This window comes from Pseudomonas wuhanensis (assembly GCF_030687395.1).
GTDB lineage: Bacteria > Pseudomonadota > Gammaproteobacteria > Pseudomonadales > Pseudomonadaceae > Aquipseudomonas > Aquipseudomonas wuhanensis.
In genome coordinates, this window is record NZ_CP117430.1 from 1,824,069 (window position 1) to 1,841,594 (window position 17,526).

Annotated in this window: 12 protein-coding genes; 8 read left to right on the forward strand and 4 right to left on the reverse strand. The window is 57.7% G+C overall.

All coding sequences use genetic code 11. The features are described from left to right. Positions 1 to 84: 84 nt before the first annotated feature. Positions 85 to 2,067 (reverse strand): bifunctional tRNA (5-methylaminomethyl-2-thiouridine)(34)-methyltransferase MnmC2/FAD-dependent 5-carboxymethylaminomethyl-2-thiouridine(34) oxidoreductase MnmC1, encoded by a 1,983-nt coding sequence (mnmC, locus tag PSH88_RS08415; protein ID WP_305425782.1) that lies wholly within the window; start codon positions 2,065 to 2,067, stop codon positions 85 to 87. A 140-nt stretch (positions 2,068 to 2,207) separates the two neighbouring features. Here mnmC and pap point away from each other — a divergent pair, with 140 nt between their 5' ends. Both pap and PSH88_RS08425 read left to right on the forward strand, forming a co-directional pair. Next, positions 2,208 to 3,731 carry a polyphosphate:AMP phosphotransferase gene (gene pap, locus PSH88_RS08420; RefSeq protein WP_305425783.1) on the forward strand — a complete coding sequence of 508 codons (1,524 nt, stop codon included), beginning with the start codon at positions 2,208 to 2,210 and terminating at the stop codon, positions 3,729 to 3,731. A gap of 105 nt (positions 3,732 to 3,836) precedes the next feature. After that, positions 3,837 to 5,021 carry a thiolase family protein gene (locus PSH88_RS08425; protein ID WP_305425784.1) on the forward strand — a complete coding sequence of 395 codons (1,185 nt, stop codon included), beginning with the start codon at positions 3,837 to 3,839 and terminating at the stop codon, positions 5,019 to 5,021. A 136-nt stretch (positions 5,022 to 5,157) separates the two neighbouring features. On the opposite strand, the gene PSH88_RS08430 is transcribed toward PSH88_RS08425, so the two are convergent. Beyond that, positions 5,158 to 5,352, reverse strand: coding sequence for a DUF6316 family protein (locus tag PSH88_RS08430; RefSeq protein WP_218397630.1), 195 nt, complete (start codon positions 5,350 to 5,352; stop codon positions 5,158 to 5,160). 201 nt (positions 5,353 to 5,553) lie between these two features. Between PSH88_RS08430 and PSH88_RS08435 the strand changes: the two genes are divergently transcribed. Next, entirely contained in the window at positions 5,554 to 6,516 is a 963-nt protein-coding gene (locus PSH88_RS08435; protein ID WP_305425785.1) for a DMT family transporter, read from the forward strand. 131 nt (positions 6,517 to 6,647) lie between these two features. Here PSH88_RS08435 and PSH88_RS08440 read toward each other — a convergent pair whose 3' ends face one another. Beyond that, positions 6,648 to 8,042 carry a class II fumarate hydratase gene (locus tag PSH88_RS08440; RefSeq protein WP_305425786.1) on the reverse strand — a complete coding sequence of 465 codons (1,395 nt, stop codon included), beginning with the start codon at positions 8,040 to 8,042 and terminating at the stop codon, positions 6,648 to 6,650. A gap of 192 nt (positions 8,043 to 8,234) precedes the next feature. Here PSH88_RS08440 and PSH88_RS08445 point away from each other — a divergent pair, with 192 nt between their 5' ends. From PSH88_RS08445 to PSH88_RS08465, 5 genes are all read left to right on the forward strand, one after another. Then, the gene (locus PSH88_RS08445) at positions 8,235 to 8,756 is read left to right on the forward strand and encodes a DUF2059 domain-containing protein (RefSeq protein WP_008071591.1); all 522 of its coding nucleotides are present in this window, start codon (positions 8,235 to 8,237) and stop codon (positions 8,754 to 8,756) included. A gap of 12 nt (positions 8,757 to 8,768) precedes the next feature. Beyond that, a complete protein-coding gene (locus PSH88_RS08450) occupies positions 8,769 to 9,068 on the forward strand; it encodes a BolA family protein (RefSeq protein WP_007939900.1) in 300 nt (99 codons plus the stop codon). Positions 9,069 to 9,170: 102 nt separating this feature from the next. Then, positions 9,171 to 10,112 (forward strand): oxygen-dependent tRNA uridine(34) hydroxylase TrhO, encoded by a 942-nt coding sequence (trhO, locus tag PSH88_RS08455; RefSeq protein ID WP_305425788.1) that lies wholly within the window; start codon positions 9,171 to 9,173, stop codon positions 10,110 to 10,112. A gap of 39 nt (positions 10,113 to 10,151) precedes the next feature. Beyond that, on the forward strand, positions 10,152 to 10,754 hold the full coding sequence (locus PSH88_RS08460; protein WP_187326510.1) for a DsbA family protein: 603 nt from the start codon (positions 10,152 to 10,154) through the stop codon (positions 10,752 to 10,754). Continuing rightward, complete coding sequence (locus PSH88_RS08465; RefSeq protein ID WP_305425790.1) at positions 10,747 to 12,564, forward strand: ABC transporter ATP-binding protein; 1,818 nt, start codon at positions 10,747 to 10,749, stop codon at positions 12,562 to 12,564. Before PSH88_RS08460 ends, PSH88_RS08465 begins: the two co-directional genes overlap by 8 nt. A 13-nt stretch (positions 12,565 to 12,577) precedes the next feature. Here the strand turns inward: PSH88_RS08465 and PSH88_RS08470 are convergent, their stop codons facing one another. Continuing rightward, positions 12,578 to 17,311 carry a hypothetical protein gene (locus PSH88_RS08470; RefSeq protein WP_305483510.1) on the reverse strand — a complete coding sequence of 1,578 codons (4,734 nt, stop codon included), beginning with the start codon at positions 17,309 to 17,311 and terminating at the stop codon, positions 12,578 to 12,580. Positions 17,312 to 17,526 lie beyond the last annotated feature (215 nt).

Genomic DNA, 17,526 nt, shown 5'->3' on the forward strand with positions numbered 1-17,526 from the left:
ATACCCGCCAAAAACGGCGGGTACTCAGAAACTGACCCAGGTGAATCCCTGGAGTTTTAGACCGATAAGTTATAAGGCTGCGGGTCAGGCTTTTCCGCGGATCAATTGGCGCAAGGCAAAACGGTTGGGATGGCAGGCCTCGGCCACCGCTTTCGGCAAGGGCAGGGGCTCGTTCTCAAGCCATGCCGCCAACAGCTCGCCAGACAACGGCGCGGTGATCAAACCGCGAGAGCCGTGACCGCTGTTGACGTAAAACCCATCCAGCCACGGGCAAGGCACATCAGGCACTTGCCGGGCATCTTTGCTCAATGCGGCATAGGCCTCGGCGAAGGCGACCTGTTCGGCCAGCGGTCCGACGATCGGCAGGTAATCCGGGCTGGTGCAACGGAACGCCGCGCGCCCTTCAAGCTGTTGCGGGTCCAGATCTGGAACATGCAGACGGGCGACCAGGTCAGTGGAGATTTCCTCGAGCAACGCCAGGTTGCCGAGGTGTTCGGCGACGGTCGGGGTCAGCTCATCGCTTTTGAAATCGAAGCTGGCGCCGAGTGTGTGTTCGCCCAGGCGTGCGGGCGCTACATAGCCTTCGGCGCAAACGACGGTCGCCAGGCTCTGGCTTTCAGGGGTTTGCGCCAGTCGGGTGATTTGGCCGCGAATACGTTTGAGGGGCAGGTCGGCGCTGTAGGGGAAGCGCTTGATCTCGGCGGCACCGGCCAGAATCACCACGGGCGCGCTGGCCAGCAGCGTATCTCCGTCCCAGGCCTGCCATTGGTCATCGACCTTGCGCAGTTCCAGCACCTCGCGATGGGGTAGCCACTGGATGTTCGTTGAGGACGCCTGCCACTGGCACAACGCGGGGGGATGAACCCAGCCGCCTTCAGGGTAGAACAAGCCGCCATGCTCCAATTCAATGCCGGCTCGGGCCTGGGCTTGCGGTTGATCGAGCAGGTGTACCAGGCTCGGTGAAAAGGCCGCGGCCAATTGCGCCTGACGCTCGGCTTCCTTGGCATTGAAGGCCAGTTGCAAGACTCCGCAATCGTCCCAGTCGACGCCACGTTGCAGCTGTTCCAGCAGCCGTCGGGTGTAGCCAAAACCGCTGACGATCAATTGCGACAACGCCGTGCCATGGGCCGAAAGTTTGAGGTAGAGCACGCCCTGAGGATTGCCCGAGGCTTCCTGCGCGAGTGCTTCGTGGCGGTCGAGCAGGCTCACTTGCCAACCCCGAGCAGCCAGGCTGGCGGCACTGGCGCAACCGGCCAGCCCGGCACCGATCACCAGGGCGTGACGCTCGCCGGTCAGCGGTTGTGGGCGAGCGAACCAGGGTTTTGCCGTGGCTGGCTTAGCGGTCTCTTCAGGCCAGCCGAGGAACGTGCCCCGCAGGATCTCCCATTTATGGCCGATGCCCGGCGTGCGCTTCATCTTGAAGCCTGCCGCGTTCAGCAACCGGCGCACCCAGCCGGTGCTGGTGAAGGTGCTGATGGTCGAGCCGGGTGCCGCCAGACGAGCCAGTTCGGCAAACAATTCGGCGGTCCACATGTCAGGGTTTCTCGCCGGGGCGAAACCGTCGAGAAACCAGGCGTCGATCTGCGCATCCAGTTGCGGTAATTGCTCCAGTGCATCGCCGATCAGCAGGGTCAGGGTGACGCGGCCGTTGTCCAGCACCAAGCGCTGAAAGCCTTGATGGATCGCTACGTATTGCGCCAGCAGTTGATCGGCAAACGGCTTGAGTTCCGGCCATAACGCCAGGGCCCGTTGCAGATCGGGCGCGCTCAGCGGGTATTTTTCGACACTGACAAAATGCAGCCGCGCACCGGCCACCGCGTGCTGTTCGAACAACTGCCAGGCACAGAGAAAATTCAGCCCGGTACCGAAACCGGTCTCGCCAATCACCAGTCGACCATCCACCGGCAAGGCGGCGAAACGGTCGCGCAAATCGTTTTGCTCCAGAAACACATAACGGGTTTCTTCAAGGCCCGACAGGTCGGAAAAATACACATCATCAAACACCCGCGAGCGCGGGCGACCTTGGTCGTCCCAGTCGAGCTGGGCGTGGGGCAATACAGGTTTCATGGCAGGCTCGGTAACGGCAAGGTGGCCATTCTAGCCGATCGCCGCAGCGGTGCTTGATCCATGGCAAGGCGCTTCAATTTTTGCAGCACCGCACACCTCAAACTCCGCTAGTCTTGCTCAATCCTGGAAGGAGCTGCTCTATGTTCGAATCCGCCGAAATCGGTCATGCCATCGACAAAGAAACCTATGACGCCGAAGTACCGGCCCTGCGTGAAGCCTTGCTCGAAGCGCAGTTTGAACTTCGGCAGCAACACCGCTTTCCGGTCATCATTTTGATCAACGGCATCGAAGGGGCCGGCAAGGGCGAGACGGTCAAGTTGCTCAATGAATGGATGGACCCGCGTCTGATCGAGGTGCGTACGTTCGACCAGCAGACTGACGAAGAGCTGGCGCGACCACCGGCCTGGCGCTACTGGCGGATGCTCCCCGCCAAGGGGCGCATGGGGATTTTCTTCGGCAACTGGTACAGCCAGATGCTGCAAGGGCGGGTTCATGGTTTGTTCAAGGATCCGCGACTCGATCAAAGTATCAACGGCGCCGAGCGGCTGGAGAAAATGCTGTGCGACGAAGGCGCGCTGATCTTCAAGTTCTGGTTTCACCTCTCCAAAAAACAAATGAAAGCACGGCTCAAGGCGTTGGCCGATGACCCGCTGCACAGCTGGCGTATCAGCCCGCTGGACTGGCAACAATCCGCGACCTACGACAAATTCGTGAAGTACGGCGAACGGGTGCTGCGCCGGACCAGCCGCGACTATGCGCCGTGGCATGTGATAGCCGGCGTGGACGCGCACTATCGCAGCCTGACGGTCGGCAAAATCTTGCTCGAGGGCCTGCAGAGCGCGCTGAAGAGACCCAGGATTCACCCGCACAAAGTCAGCGCAGCGCCTTTGTTTCCCAGCGTCGATCAAATGAATCTGCTCGACAGCCTGGACCTGACCCTGCAGCTGGACAAGGACGATTACGAAGAGCAACTGATTACCGAGCAGGCACGGTTTTCCGGTCTGATGCGCGACAAGCGCATGCGGCGTCACGCGTTGATTGCGGTGTTCGAAGGCAACGACGCGGCCGGCAAGGGCGGGGCAATTCGTCGGGTGGCCGCGGCGCTCGACCCACGCCAGTACGACATCGTGCCGATCGCCGCACCTACCGAGGAAGAACGGGCGCAGCCGTATCTCTGGCGGTTCTGGCGGCATATTCCGGCGCGGGGGAAATTCACTGTGTTCGACCGCTCCTGGTATGGCCGGGTGCTGGTGGAGCGCATCGAAGGCTTTTGCAGCAAGGCGGACTGGATGCGCGCCTATGGCGAGATCAACGACTTCGAAGAGCAGATCGCCGATGCTGGAGTGATCGTGGTCAAGTTCTGGCTGGCCATCGACAAACAGACTCAGATGGAGCGTTTCCAGGAGCGCGAAGCAATCCCCTTCAAACGCTTCAAAATCACTGAAGACGACTGGCGCAATCGCGGCAGATGGGAGGACTATCGCGTCGCCGTCGGCGACATGGTCGATCGCACCAGCACCGAGATATCGCCATGGACTCTGGTGGAAGCCAACGACAAGCGCTGGGCGCGGGTCAAGGTCCTGCGCACCATTAACCAGGCGCTGGAAGAGGCCTTCGAAAAGTCCGACAAGCGCGAGAAGAAACTGCAAAAACGCAAGCGCTGAACCGATGGCTACGCATACGCGGGGTGAATGATTGTCGCGGTCAGTCATAGGGTGGACTTATGCTCGGTCCAACTCCTGACTGACAACAACAATGAGGTGTATGCCATGCGTGAAGTGGTGATCGTCGACAGCGTACGGACCGGCCTGGCCAAATCCTTTCGCGGCAAGTTCAATATGACCCGTCCGGACGGCATGGCGGCCCACTGCGTTAACGCGCTGCTCACGCGCAATGATGTCGACCCGGCCAGCGTCGAGGATTGCATCGTCGGCGCCGGCTCCAACGAAGGCGCCCAGGGTTTCAACATCGGTCGCAACGTCGCGGTGCTGTCGCACCTGGGCATCGGCACGGGAGGCATGACCCTTAACCGCTTCTGTTCGTCGGGCTTGCAGGCCATCGCCATTGCCGCCAATCAGATTGCTTCGGGCTGCAGCGACATCATTGTCGCTGGTGGCGTCGAGTCGATCAGCCTGACCATGAAAAGCGTCAACACCGACAACCTGATCAACCCGCTGCTGAAAGAGCAGGTGCCGGGCATCTATTTCCCCATGGGCCAGACCGCCGAGATCGTCGCGCGTCGTTACGGTGTCAGTCGCCAGGAGCAGGATGTGTACGCCCTGCAAAGCCAGCAGCGTACCGCCCTGGCGCAGGCCGCCGGGTTGTTCAACGATGAAATCGTGCCAATGGCGGTGAAGTATCGCGTTGAAGACAAGGCCACCGGCCAGGTGCAGATCCTCGACGGCATCGTCGACCATGACGACTGCAACCGCCCGGACACCACCCTGCAAAGCCTGGCCGGGTTGAAACCGGTGTTTGCCGAAGACGGCTCAGTGACCGCCGGCAACTCCTCGCAACTGTCTGACGGCGCTTCGATGACCCTGGTGATGAGCCTGGAAAAAGCCCTGGCGCTGGGGCTCAAGCCCAAAGCCTTCTTCCGCGGTTTCGCCGTGGCAGGGTGCCAGCCGGACGAGATGGGCATCGGCCCGGTGTTCTCGGTGCCGAAGTTGCTCAAGGCCAAGGGTTTGCAGGTTGCCGACATTGATCTGTGGGAGCTCAACGAAGCGTTCGCCTCGCAATGCCTGTACAGCCGCAACCGGCTGGAAATCGATAACGACAAGTACAACGTCAACGGCGGCTCGATTGCCATCGGCCATCCGTTCGGCATGACCGGTTCGCGCCAGGTCGGGCACATCGTGCGTGAGTTGCAGCGGCGTAACCTGCGTTACGGCATCGTCACCATGTGTGTGGGTGGCGGGATGGGGGCTACGGGGTTGTTTGAGGCCGTGCGGTAAGTACCGAGGTTTGTAGAGACTGTTGCATTGCTATCGCGGGAAAGCCCGCTCCCACAGTAATCAGCGGCGATCACAAATTCTGCGAACGCCACAAAACCTGTGGGAGCGGGCTTGCCCGCGATGCAGGCGCCGCGGTTTACCGGCTCATGCACAAGAACTGCATCCGCTCGATATACGCCTGAATCTCACGCACCGCTGCCTCCCGGTTTTCAAACGGCCCCTCCAGCGTGCGTTCCCGCGTGGTGAAATACAGCTCTCCATTCACACGACACAAGCGGTCACAACGAAAGTGGGTGGCGGGGGCGTTGTCTTGGGCGCGCATGCCGTACATGGGCGATCTCCTGCGGATGACGTTTTCAATGAGCTTATGCATGAACCACTTGCCACGCCTGGCCACCTGATCGACGGCATATCGTCAACTTTAGGGTGCGACCTGCACAGTTTCATTCGCGGCCCGGCGGCAACTGTCCCTGTGTCGCGCCCCGGTCTGGGCCTAGAATGACCGTTTTCGCCAATCGGCTTCGGGGTCAGCATGCATATTTCATCGGGTCGCTGGGTTTATGGTCTGTTCCTGGCCTTGCTGACCGCGTTGCTGTGGGGAATCCTGCCGATCAAGCTCAAGCAAGTGCTGCTGGTGATGGACCCGGTGACGGTGACCTGGTTTCGCCTGCTGGTGTCCGGCGGTTGCCTGTTCATTTATCTGGCGGCGACCAAACGCCTGCCGAGTCGCAAAGTTCTCGGCCCGCGCGGTGGCTGGCTGGTGTTGATGGCGGTCCTCGGACTGGTCGGCAATTACGTGCTGTACCTGATGGGCCTGAACCTGCTCAGCCCCGGTACCGCGCAACTGGTGGTGCAAATGGGCCCGATCATGTTGCTGATCGCCAGTCTGTTCGTGTTCAAGGAACGGTTCAGCGTAGGGCAGGGGGTTGGCCTGTTGGTGCTGCTGATCGGCTTTGCGCTGTTCTTCAATCAGCGCTTGAGTGAGTTGCTCACCTCCCTGACCGATTACACCGCCGGTGTGCTGATGGTGCTGTTGGCGTCCACGGTCTGGACCTTCTATGCCTTGGGTCAGAAGCAGTTGCTCACGGTGTGGAATTCGTTGCAGGTGATGATGGTGATTTACCTGTTCTGCGCGTTGTTGCTCACGCCATGGGTGCATCCGCTGGAGGCGCTGCAACTGAGCCCGCTGCAAGGCTGGCTGCTGCTGGCGTGCTGTTTGAACACCTTGATCGCTTACGGTGCCTTCGCCGAAGCCCTGGCCCATTGGGAAGCCTCGCGAGTCAGTGCGACGCTGGCGATCACGCCGCTGGTGACCTTCGCCGCCGTGGCCATGGCTGCGTGGTTATGGCCGGAGTATGTGCATGCCGAGCAGATCAATGGCCTGGGTTATGGCGGGGCGGTATTGGTGGTGTTGGGTTCGGCGCTGGTGGCGTTGGGGCCATCGTTGATGGCGGGGCTCAGGGCCCGGCGGGTGCGGATGGCAGTCACACGGTAGACCGCGTTATCGTTCATCGCGGGCAAGCCACGCTCCCACAGGTTTTGTGTCGATCACAATACCCGTGAGCGACCCGAATCCTGTGGGAGCGTGGCTTGCCCGCGATGACTGACTATCAACCGCCGCAAGTTTCAACCTTTGGCGCCGGCCTCCAGCATATTCTCCGGCCTCACCCACGCATCGAACTCTTCATTCGTCAGGTAGCCCAGCTGCAACGCCGCCTCGCGCAAGGTCAGCCCCTCGCCATAAGCCTTCTTGGCAATCTCTGCCGATTTGTCGTAACCGATGTGCGGGTTCAGCGCCGTCACCAGCATCAAACCTTGTTCCAGATGCTCGGCCATTTTCTCTGCATCCGGTTCCAGCCCGGCGATGCAATGCTGCTGGAAGTTACTGCAGCCATCGCCCAGCAAGCGGATCGATTGCAGCAGGTTGTGGATGATCACCGGTTTGAACACATTCAATTGCAGGTGGCCCTGACTGGCGGCAAAACCGATGGCAACGTCGTTGCCCAATACCTGGCAGGCCAGCATCGACAGGGCTTCGCACTGAGTCGGGTTGACCTTGCCGGGCATGATCGAACTGCCCGGCTCATTGGCCGGCAGTTTCACTTCGGCAAACCCCGCTCGCGGTCCGGAGCCCAGCAGGCGCAGGTCGTTGGCGATTTTCATCAGGGTTACGGCGAGGGTTTTCAGTGCGCCGGAGAGGGTGACCAACGGCTCGTGACCAGCCAGGGCGGCAAATTTATTGGGGGCCGTAACGAACGGCAGGCCGGAGAGGGCGGCCAGTTCAGCAGCGATCGCTTCGCCAAAACCGTGGGGCGAGTTCAATCCGGTGCCGACCGCGGTGCCACCCTGAGCCAGCTCACAGACGGCCGGCAATGCACTGCGGATCGCCCGCTCGGCGTAATCCAGTTGCGCGATGAACGCCGAGAGTTCCTGGCCGAAGGTAATCGGCGTGGCGTCCATCATGTGGGTACGACCGGTCTTGACCAGTTTCATGTGCCGCGCGGACAGCTCCGCCAACCCGCCGGACAACTCAGCGATCGCCGGCAACAATTGCTGTTGCACCGCCTGAACCGTCGCGATGTGCATGGCCGTGGGGAAGCAGTCGTTGGAGCTCTGGGAGCGGTTGACGTGATCGTTGGGGTGCACCGGGGTCTTGCCGCCACGCGGGTTGCCGGCCAGTTCGTTGGCGCGACCGGCGATCACTTCGTTGACGTTCATGTTGCTCTGGGTGCCGCTGCCGGTCTGCCAGACCACCAGCGGGAACTGCTCGTCGTGGTCACCGTCAAGTACTTCGTCGGCGGCTTGTTCGATCAGCCGGGCGATGTCGGCGGACAGGTCGCCATTGCGATCGTTGACGCGTGCCGCGGCTTTCTTGATCAGGGCCAGGGCGTGCAGCACCGCCAGCGGCATGCGCTCGTTGCCGATGGCGAAGTTGATCAGCGAGCGTTGCGTCTGAGCGCCCCAGTAAGCGTCATCCGGGACTTCCACCTGGCCCAGGCTGTCGGTTTCGATACGGCTCATCATGCACACTCCTGTAGGTCTGATAGCGCAGTTTAGGCTGTGATCGTCGGCCGTGGTTCCATCAGTCTGGAATTTGACCGTTCAACCCCTCTAAATCAGGCGCGACAAGGCTTGGGGTTGAGTGACACACTTTTTTAGGTGCAGAATGGACGCCCTTGAGGTTTTGCCTCGCCTGCTAGAAAAGGAAACTCGATGACTCGTCTTCGTGCCATCTGTACCGCGGTTGCACTGGTTTGCGCCAGCGGCCAGGTTTTTGCCGATACCGCCAGCCACAACGCCAGTGCCGAAGCTTTCCTGACCCTGGCGCACGCTGACAAATTGGGCACTCCGGTGTACATGCAAGTGCAGCAAATGTTCGCTCAGCGCTTTGAACAGACCAAAGCTCCTGAATCGAAAAAAGCCCTGCTGGAAACCTATCAAGCCAAGGCCAACGCCGCTCTGGACGCAGCCATTGGCTGGAACAAGCTGAAGCCGGACATGGTCAAGCTTTACACCACCAATTTCAGCGAATCCGAACTCAAGGATCTGGTTGCGTTCTACCAGTCGCCACTGGGCAAGAAAGTCCTGGAAAAAATGCCGCAGCTGACTCAGCAATCGGCCCAGATGACTCAAGCCAAGCTGGAAAGCGCGGTGCCTGTGGTCAACAAACTGCTGGCTGACATGACGGCCGAGCTGGAGCCTAAAGGCGCCGCTCCTGCCAAGAAAAAGCCTTAAGCGGAGTTCGGGATGACCATGCAACAACGCATCGAATCGACGCTGGGGCTGCTACAGCCCGAGCATCTGCAAGTGCTGGATGAAAGCCACATGCACAGCCGTGGGTTACAGACCCACTTCAAGGCGGTGGTGGTCAGCCGGCAGTTCGAAGGGCTCAATCGCGTCAAGCGTCACCAGAAGGTGTACGGCACTTTGGGCGAACTGATGGGCGAGTTCCATGCGTTGGCGCTGCATACTTACACGCCGGAAGAATGGGCACAGATCGATGCGGCTCCGGCCTCGCCTACCTGTGCTGGCGGCAGCAAGCATTAAACATCGGTTTTTTGCTAGAATCCGCAACGCGCCGCTCACCCGGCGCGTTTTTTTTCGCATCCGGTTCACCCCTTACGAGGGTAGCCACCTGGAGAATTACCCATGACACAACAGATTGTCGTGGCGGCACTGTATAAGTTCGTCACCCTGGAAGATTACGTCGCCCTGCGCGAGCCGCTGCTGCAAGCAATGGTCGACAACGGCATCAAAGGCACGCTGCTGATCGCCGAAGAAGGCATCAACGGCACTGTGTCTGGCAGCCGCGAAGGCATTGACGGGCTGATGGCCTGGCTCAAGAACGACCCGCGCATGGACGACATCGACCACAAAGAGTCGTACTGCGACGAGCAGCCGTTCTACCGCACCAAAGTCAAACTCAAGAAAGAAATCGTCACCCTCGGCGTCGAAGGCGTGGACCCGAATAAAAGTGTCGGCACTTATGTGGATCCGCAGAACTGGAACGCGCTGATCAGCGATCCTGAAGTGCTGCTGATCGACACCCGTAACGACTATGAAGTCTCGATCGGGACCTTCGAAGGCGCCATCGATCCGAAGACCACCAGTTTTCGCGAATTCCCCGACTACATCAAAGCCAATTTCGACCCGGCCGTGCACAAGAAAGTCGCGATGTTCTGCACCGGCGGCATTCGCTGCGAGAAGGCTTCGAGCTACATGCTCAGCCAGGGTTTCGATGAGGTTTATCACCTCAAGGGCGGCATTCTGAAGTACCTCGAAGAGGTGCCGCAGGAAGAAACCAAATGGCAGGGCGACTGCTTCGTGTTCGATAACCGCGTGACCGTGCGTCACGACCTCAGCGAAGGCGACTACGATCAATGTCATGCCTGTCGTACGCCCGTCAGTGTGGAAGACCGCGCATCCGAGCATTACGTGGCCGGCATCAGTTGCCCGCATTGCTGGGATAAGCTGAGCGAGAAAACCCGTCGCAGTGCCATCGACCGGCAGAAGCAGATCGAACTGGCCAAGGCGCGCAACATGCCGCACCCGATCGGTTACAACTACAAGCAAACTCCTTCCGAGGCTTGAACCATGTCTGCATGTCGCCTGCTCTATGTGATGGATCCGATGTGTTCCTGGTGCTGGGGTTTTGCACCAGTGGCCAACGCGCTGGTCGAGCAGGCGCAGGCAGCGGGGGTGGACGTGCATCTGGTCGTCGGCGGTTTGCGTACCGGCAGCGGCTCAGCGCTGGAGCCGACCACCCGGCGCTACATTCTTGAGCACTGGCAAGCGGTGCACGAGGCCACCGGCCAACCGTTCAAGTTTGAAGGCGCGCTGCCCGACGGGTTTGTCTACGACACCGAGCCTGCCTGTCGGGCGCTGGTGACGGCGCGCAGCCTGGCACCGGATTGCGCCTGGAAACTGCTCGGGTTGATCCAGCATGCGTTCTACGCCGAAGGTCGCGACGTCACCCACGCCAGCGTGTTGGTGGAGCTGGCAGAGCAGGCCGGTTTGCCGCGTATCGAGTTCGCCGCCGCTTTCGACCGTGCCGATCAGCACGCGGCGACCGCTGCCGATTTCACCTGGGTCCAGGACCTGGGCATTGCCGGTTTCCCGACCTTGCTGGCGGAGCGTGATGGTCAATTGGCGTTGCTGACCAATGGTTATCAGCCTTTGAGTGTGTTGTCACCGTTGCTCGGCCGCTGGCTGGAGCGCGCTGCCTGTGCATGACCTGCCCGACGACGTTCCAGCCCCTGCACGTGTCGACCGTCTGAGCTGGGCGGAAATCCGTCGCCTGGCCCTTCACCATAAAAAATCCTTGTGGATCGCCAACGGCGTCGCGGTATTGGCAACGCTGTGTAGCGTGCCGATCCCCTTGCTGTTGCCGTTGCTGGTCGACGAAGTGCTACTGGGCCACGGCGACGCCGCGCTGAAAATCATGAACCACGCGCTGCCCGACGTCTGGCAAAAAGCCGCGGGTTACATTGGCCTGATGCTGCTGGTGACTCTGGCGCTACGCTGTGCTGCGTTGTTGTTCAATGTGGTGCAGGCGAAGTTATTTGCAGCGCTGGCCAAAGACATCGTGTATCGGATTCGGGTTCGGTTGATCGAGCGACTCAAGTGCATCTCACTGGGGGAATACGAAAGCCTGGGCAGCGGCACGGTCACTACGCACCTGGTCACCGACCTGGACACGCTGGACAAATTCGTCGGCGAAACCCTCAGTCGTTTCCTCGTGGCCATGCTGACGCTGGTGGGCACCGCCTCCATCCTGATGTGGATGCACTGGAAACTCGCGCTGCTTATTCTGTTGTTCAACCCGCTGGTGATTTATGCCACGGTGCAGTTGGGCAAGCGGGTCAAACACCTGAAGAAACTCGAGAACGACAGCACCTCGCGCTTCACTCAGGCCTTGACCGAAACCCTGGATGCCATCCAGGAAGTGCGCGCCGGTAATCGTCAGGGCTTTTTCCTCGGGCGGCTTGGCCAGCGAGCGCGTGAAGTGCGCGATTACTCGGTGAACTCGCAATGGAAAACCGATGCATCGAACCGTGCCAGCGGCTTGCTGTTCCAGTTCGGCATCGATATTTTCCGTGCCGCGGCCATGCTCACCGTGCTGTTTTCCGACCTGTCCATCGGCCAGATGTTGGCGGTGTTCAGCTACCTGTGGTTCATGATCGGTCCGGTGGAACAACTGCTCAACCTGCAGTACGCCTTTTACGCTGCCGGCGGTGCGCTGTCGCGGATCAACGAACTGCTGGCCCGTGCAGACGAGCCGCAATACACCGGCAGTGTCGACCCGTTTCAAGGGCGCGACACGGTGGGCATCGAAGTTCAGGGACTGAGTTTCGGCTACGGCGACGAGTTGGTGCTGAACCAAATGAACCTGTCGATTGCCCCCGGTGAAAAAGTCGCGATTGTCGGCGCCAGCGGTGGCGGTAAAAGCACCCTGGTGCAGTTGCTGCTGGGCTTGTACACGCCGCTGGCCGGCACCATCCGTTTCGGTGGTTCGACTCAGGAAGAGATCGGTCTGGAAACCGTGCGTGAAAATGTCGCCGTGGTCTTGCAGCATCCAGCACTGTTCAACGACACCGTGCGCGCCAACCTGACCATGGGCCGTGAACGCAGCGACGAGGCCTGCTGGCAGGCGTTGGAAATTGCTCAGTTGCACAACACGGTGCGTGAATTGCCCAATGGCCTGGACAGCATTGTCGGGCGATCCGGTGTGCGTTTATCCGGCGGGCAGCGTCAACGCCTGGCGATTGCGCGGATGGTGTTGGCCGAACCCAAGGTGGTAATCCTCGACGAGGCCACGTCCGCCCTGGACGCGGCCACCGAATACAACCTGCACCAGGCATTGGCGCGGTTCTTGAGCAACCGCACCACGCTGATCATTGCGCATCGGTTGTCGGCCGTGAAGCAGGCTGACCGGGTGCTGGTGTTCGATGGTGGGCAAGTTGCCGAGGATGGCGACCATCAGCAATTGATTGCTGATGGTGGGTTGTATGCAAAGCTTTATGGGCATTTACAGCGGTGGTAAGTGGTGTGCCGGATTAGTCCCAGATGACCTTAAGTGCATCTTTTCCACCCGTATGAGCAAACTGTTGCATCACCACCGAGCAGGAGTCGCAAGGCGCCATGGTGGTGGCCACTATGACGTTACTGCGAGTGGCGTCATCCGGATATTTATCTCGTATCACCTTGATCAGCTTGCTTTCGCTATCCAGAGAGGTAGGTCTGAGGGTCAACTCCGGTGTGTAAGTCGCCATGTTGTCTATGGTGCGAGGTATGGATTGCAATTGTCCCTGGACCTCTGTGCCGAGGGATGTCCTTGGGAAGGTGGTGCGATAGTCGATATTGAAGTAGGTGGTGTCACCCACCTTTACCTCTTTGGCGTTGGGATGCTTTGCAAAGAGTGGTAAGAATCGGGTGTCACCTCCGCCACCAGAGACGCTGACATAAACCTCGGTATTTCCCGGACGAGGCGTTATTTCTGCATAGGCAATGTTTCGGGGGCGATCCATGCTTTTGTGTTTTTTTACAATGGATTGAAGCTCCTTCATCGTATTGGATATTCTCAAGTCGCTCAGTTCATCCGCTTTGTAGAGTGGCTTGTCAAACAACGTGTTGAAGATTTCTGCGGTTCTGGTACGTAGTGCCGTTGGGGCTTCCTTACTGCGCGTCCAGGTTTTCGTCGATTCGGGGAACTGGCAGACGATCATGCGTGTTTTGTGATCGAACATGACTGCCTCACCCGGGGTAGTGGAAACTTTAACTTTCTTCAAATTATCAAACGGGGTGGTCGGCGTGCCAAGGGCGATGGAAAGTTCGTCCAGAGAGCGGACTGCTATATCCACTTTTTCCACTCCGTGGATTCTAGCCATATTGTTGGCTTGTAACGATCCGGTAAATACGGTGAAGAGCTCTTGATATAGCGGATCCTCCAGTAGTTGATGGGCGGGAATGCGCTGTAACCTATGTGAGCCGATGAGACTCTGCCCTTTAACGATTTCGGCGTAGTAATAGTCCGCAGCGCTGAGCTGGGTGAATAAATACTCTTTTTTTGCATCAATTTTCGATTCGATGATCAGTCCGCCGACTTGTCGCATGTCGTCATCAAGCCCCTCATACAATCCCCTGATTTTGAATCGTCCAAATATCCCCTTATGAAACTCGATAGTCACTTGGATACGTGCGTTTAAAGACAGTTTTTTACCGACACCAAATACAGATTTTGCGCCTCTGTAAAAATTTAATACTGAGCCCGACCCTGTATAGAGTTGGCCGTCCAGCGCCAATACGGGTACAGAACGACCTGGTTTGACCGGTGCAGGTGTATAGATCTTGTCGCCGAACCACTCGCAGTAGTACGGGCTGGGGTCGTAACTGCCTTGTTCCGGTGTGGGCGCCAACTCTCTATGAACGAAGCTATTACGGCAGACCGGATCTCCAAGGCCGCGCCGCACACGACAGGGTTGAGCCTTCAGTGTATTGCTGGCATCAATAACATCGACACGGCGCAATGCTACTTGGTCGAGTCGATAGGGAATCTTGTCGATGAGTAGGGTGGTGCGCCCATCCACTTCAAGTATCTTGTGCAGGTGGACGTGCTCCGGCAGATCAAACAGGATGTCAGTGTTCGTCTCTGCAAGGCTGGTGTAACTGGAACGGCCAATCGAAACTTCTCCAGCGCTTTCACTCAGTCGTGGCCCGTAAGGCTTACCCGACACAGGGTCGATAAGGTGATACGCCGATTTCCCGATCAAACCGGTGTTGCGTACAGGCACATCTTCGACTCCCCGCAATACTGTCAGTTGGTCATTTGACGCCAGAGGACGCCATCGGCCTGGATCAGTCACTTGTGGCATACCTTGTACAAAGTCGTATTGTCCTGCTCTACCGGCCCATGCCTTCAGGTTTAAGTAACCTCTTTTACTGAGTCTGAATACGCTTCGGCCTCCTGCTTTTAACAAGGACGGGACGCCATCGAGCGGGTTCAGGGTTGAAATAAGTAGCGTACCCGTGAGTTTTGCGAAGGAGGGGAGCGTGGTGCTAATACTCACTTTACCTGCCGTGGTGATTAGCTTCAGCGACCCTGATGCGAATTTCCCTACGGGAAGCGCGAATGAAACCAGATCAGCGAATATGCCAAACACGCCACGAGCCAACCGATCACGATCTCCTGATATCAGGTCGTCGACGCTACCCCAGAAGGGCACAAACATCTTGGCCACTTCAATTACTTTGTCACGCCTGGCGTCTTCACGGTCAAACCGGGTTTCACCATAGCAACTGTCGTAAAGTTTTTTTTCGTCAATAAAGAGCAGGTTGCTCGATATGAAATTAGTAATTGTAAAGGTGGTCGCCGATTCTAATGTTTGAGGGATGACGTCGTAGTCCTCCCTCTTACCTGATTCGCCAAGCGTGCTGCCAAGCTGATCCATGATGGCCTGGCATTCTGCGTTGGTGCCAGGAGGGGTTCCTTTTACGTGCGCATCCCAATCGAAAGGCAGGGTTTTGTGGCGTAGAACAGTCACGCTAACAGACGAACCCTTGCCGATTTTCCATTTTTCCAGCGTACTTCTTCCCCCGATATGGTGTGGTTGAATATCCGGTCGACGACGAATCACACCCGCCCGTGGCAGGAGTTCGTAGTAGTAAGTTCTGCCATCGCAGGTCGCTTCTAAAATGAAGCCATTGCGCGCCCGAAGGGGTAACGTTTTATTTTCGGATTCATTCTCTGCCTCAATCCCCGTGGTTGCTTTTCTTAGGGTGTATACCTTCACCGCGCCACATTCCAAGGCTTGGCGATCAGCCAAGGGAAGGGAGGCGAGCTGGTGGGTGATTAACGTCCGATAGGCACTTCTGGTGAAATCAAGGTAGATATTGAAGTGAGTTTTGAACGCCTTCTCAATATCTGGCAGTGTTCTGTTTTCATGAGGGTTTGAGGTAAAGCCGGACCAATCCAGATTAGTCTGCACCGTACGATCGTCATCGATTCTGACCCAGGCATCGGTTACGACTTTGCCGTCTGGCTCAGTGATGAGCCATTTTTTTTCTCCGGAGAGCTTTCCGGATGCATAGACATCAAGAAACGTATATGCATTAGGTGCGAGCCTGCCTACGGGGCCGCTAAACCGTATAGCGGGAGCGGTATAAGAGCTGGCCTCTTCGACGAGTTTCCTGCCGTCCATCACGAAGCGGCCGTCCCCGAACAGTTTTGCCATTTTAAGTTTGGCAATGTTCAGTCTCTCGGGTGGACGGAGATCGAGCCAGCTGACAGTGCTTTTTAAACTGTGGACCGTGGAATCAAGCTTTTTCGTAGCCTCTTCCACTTCCTGCATTGTGTAGTTTGCGTCGGCCTTGTAGGGAACCAGGCCGTTTGTGACTGCCCACTCCAACGTCGGTTTCAATCTTGTAAGGGTGATCAGTTTCAGATCTTCAGCCGTGGCTTCACTGGCGTGTTCGATAGGTAGATCGACCAGTTGCTGGAAACTCAGTCTTCGCAACAACATCGGGTTAATAGCGTTGGCAAGATAGACACCATGGACAAAGTTTACCCAAACGGTAGAGCTGCGGTAGGGCAGTTTGGGTGGGATATCGCGGATCTGAAATTCTGCTGGAAACAGCGGTTGATAAAGGCATGCAATCAAAACAGCTTCATTCACTGATGAGGCGCGTTTTGAAGTGAGTAAATGCGACTCGAACTCGGTCTGGATCTCCTGGTAGCTTTTCCCCCAGTTGGATGGCTTTTGCCAAAGGTAGCCGGCTATACCGTCTGGATTTTCGTTATTAGGAGACGCGAGCCAGAGGCGAAGGGCTTTGACCAGCAACTTGATTCGTATCCCCGGAGCAGTATCTTCACCGGGCTTGCCGCCGAACCAGCCCAGGGCTTGCAATAGCTTGTTTGCCAGTTCCTGAGCTTTGGCCGATACCAGGATTTTTTCCAGGTATACCGAAGGTCTCGCACGGATTTGCATTGTCGTCAGGTTGTCAGGATCGGTATCGCCAAGGTACCTCACCAACGGTGTTCCCGGTGCAGGCAGGAATTGACGTACCGTGTTGATGATCTGTGTGTGGGTGATTGCGCGGACCCATTCGTCAATCGTGATCGGCAACGACGAGTGTGTTTTTTTCAAGAAGTTATAAGCTTTGCGCTCTTTTGAGGTTGGTGCGCGGCTCAACTCGTCGATGTCTATTCCGTTTCCAAGCTCCATTGAGTGGCGAGCGCGCTTGTCCTCCAATGCATGAATCGCGGCTTCGCGTTGTTCGGAGTTTTGCGGATCCCAGGGCGCAATACCGTAAAACAGGGTCATTCTTGCAAGAGTGAAGAGGTTGTCGAAGCGAATCTGTCCACCTAGCATTCGAGCGGCTTTTTCGATTTTCGCAAGCAAGTCGCTCAATACGGGTTGCTTGTTCAGTTCAAGCGGGACGGTTGTTTCCCTGTTCTGTGCGCGTGATTCATAGATGGCCTGCCCATCTTTCATAGTGACCGTCAAATAGCTGTATGACGCGTTCAGTGTTGTGCACAGTGTCCGATAGTCCTTGTCTTGAATCAGTGCCTGCAGCCAACGCTGCCCGATTTCATTTTCCAGGGCCATGGGAGAAAAAGATCGGGGTGTGATCTGCATGTCGGCAAGCTTGGCCAGCGGTGTTTCATTGTTTCGCATGAGCGATAGCAAAAAATCGTAGTCGTCCAGTAGGCCTTGATGTTTTTGCGCATGAGAGGGCGATTGGCTTTGTGACGAATCCGCTGAGGGGGTGGGGGAAACTGGTATTGATGGCATGTTGATGATCTCTGGTAATTAATGAGCGGTCCTCTGCGCGCCTGGATAAAGTGCAAGTCTGAGGAGGCCCATATCAAATCAGTCCAGAAAAATCAGTGGTGGTAGATATGTATGGCGTCCGGGAGCGTTGTAACTATCTGCCTTAGGTATTCAAGGGTGGGTTGCGCCAAAGAATCCTCTACCTCTTGCGAGGAACTGCTGCGGCTCCTAGTCTT

Coding starts and splice junctions, on each gene's coding strand:
- PSH88_RS08440 (WP_305425786.1), bottom strand. CDS start 8,042: ATGAGCCGTATCGAAACCGACAGCCTGGGCCAGGTGGAAGTCCCGGAT.
- PSH88_RS08470 (WP_305483510.1), bottom strand. CDS start 17,311: ATGCCATCAATACCAGTTTCCCCCACCCCCTCAGCGGATTCGTCACAA.
- PSH88_RS08445 (WP_008071591.1), top strand. CDS start 8,235: ATGACTCGTCTTCGTGCCATCTGTACCGCGGTTGCACTGGTTTGCGCC.
- PSH88_RS08450 (WP_007939900.1), top strand. CDS start 8,769: ATGACCATGCAACAACGCATCGAATCGACGCTGGGGCTGCTACAGCCC.
- PSH88_RS08430 (WP_218397630.1), bottom strand. CDS start 5,352: ATGTACGGCATGCGCGCCCAAGACAACGCCCCCGCCACCCACTTTCGT.
- mnmC (WP_305425782.1), bottom strand. CDS start 2,067: ATGAAACCTGTATTGCCCCACGCCCAGCTCGACTGGGACGACCAAGGT.
- PSH88_RS08425 (WP_305425784.1), top strand. CDS start 3,837: ATGCGTGAAGTGGTGATCGTCGACAGCGTACGGACCGGCCTGGCCAAA.
- trhO (WP_305425788.1), top strand. CDS start 9,171: ATGACACAACAGATTGTCGTGGCGGCACTGTATAAGTTCGTCACCCTG.
- pap (WP_305425783.1), top strand. CDS start 2,208: ATGTTCGAATCCGCCGAAATCGGTCATGCCATCGACAAAGAAACCTAT.
- PSH88_RS08460 (WP_187326510.1), top strand. CDS start 10,152: ATGTGTTCCTGGTGCTGGGGTTTTGCACCAGTGGCCAACGCGCTGGTC.
- PSH88_RS08435 (WP_305425785.1), top strand. CDS start 5,554: ATGCATATTTCATCGGGTCGCTGGGTTTATGGTCTGTTCCTGGCCTTG.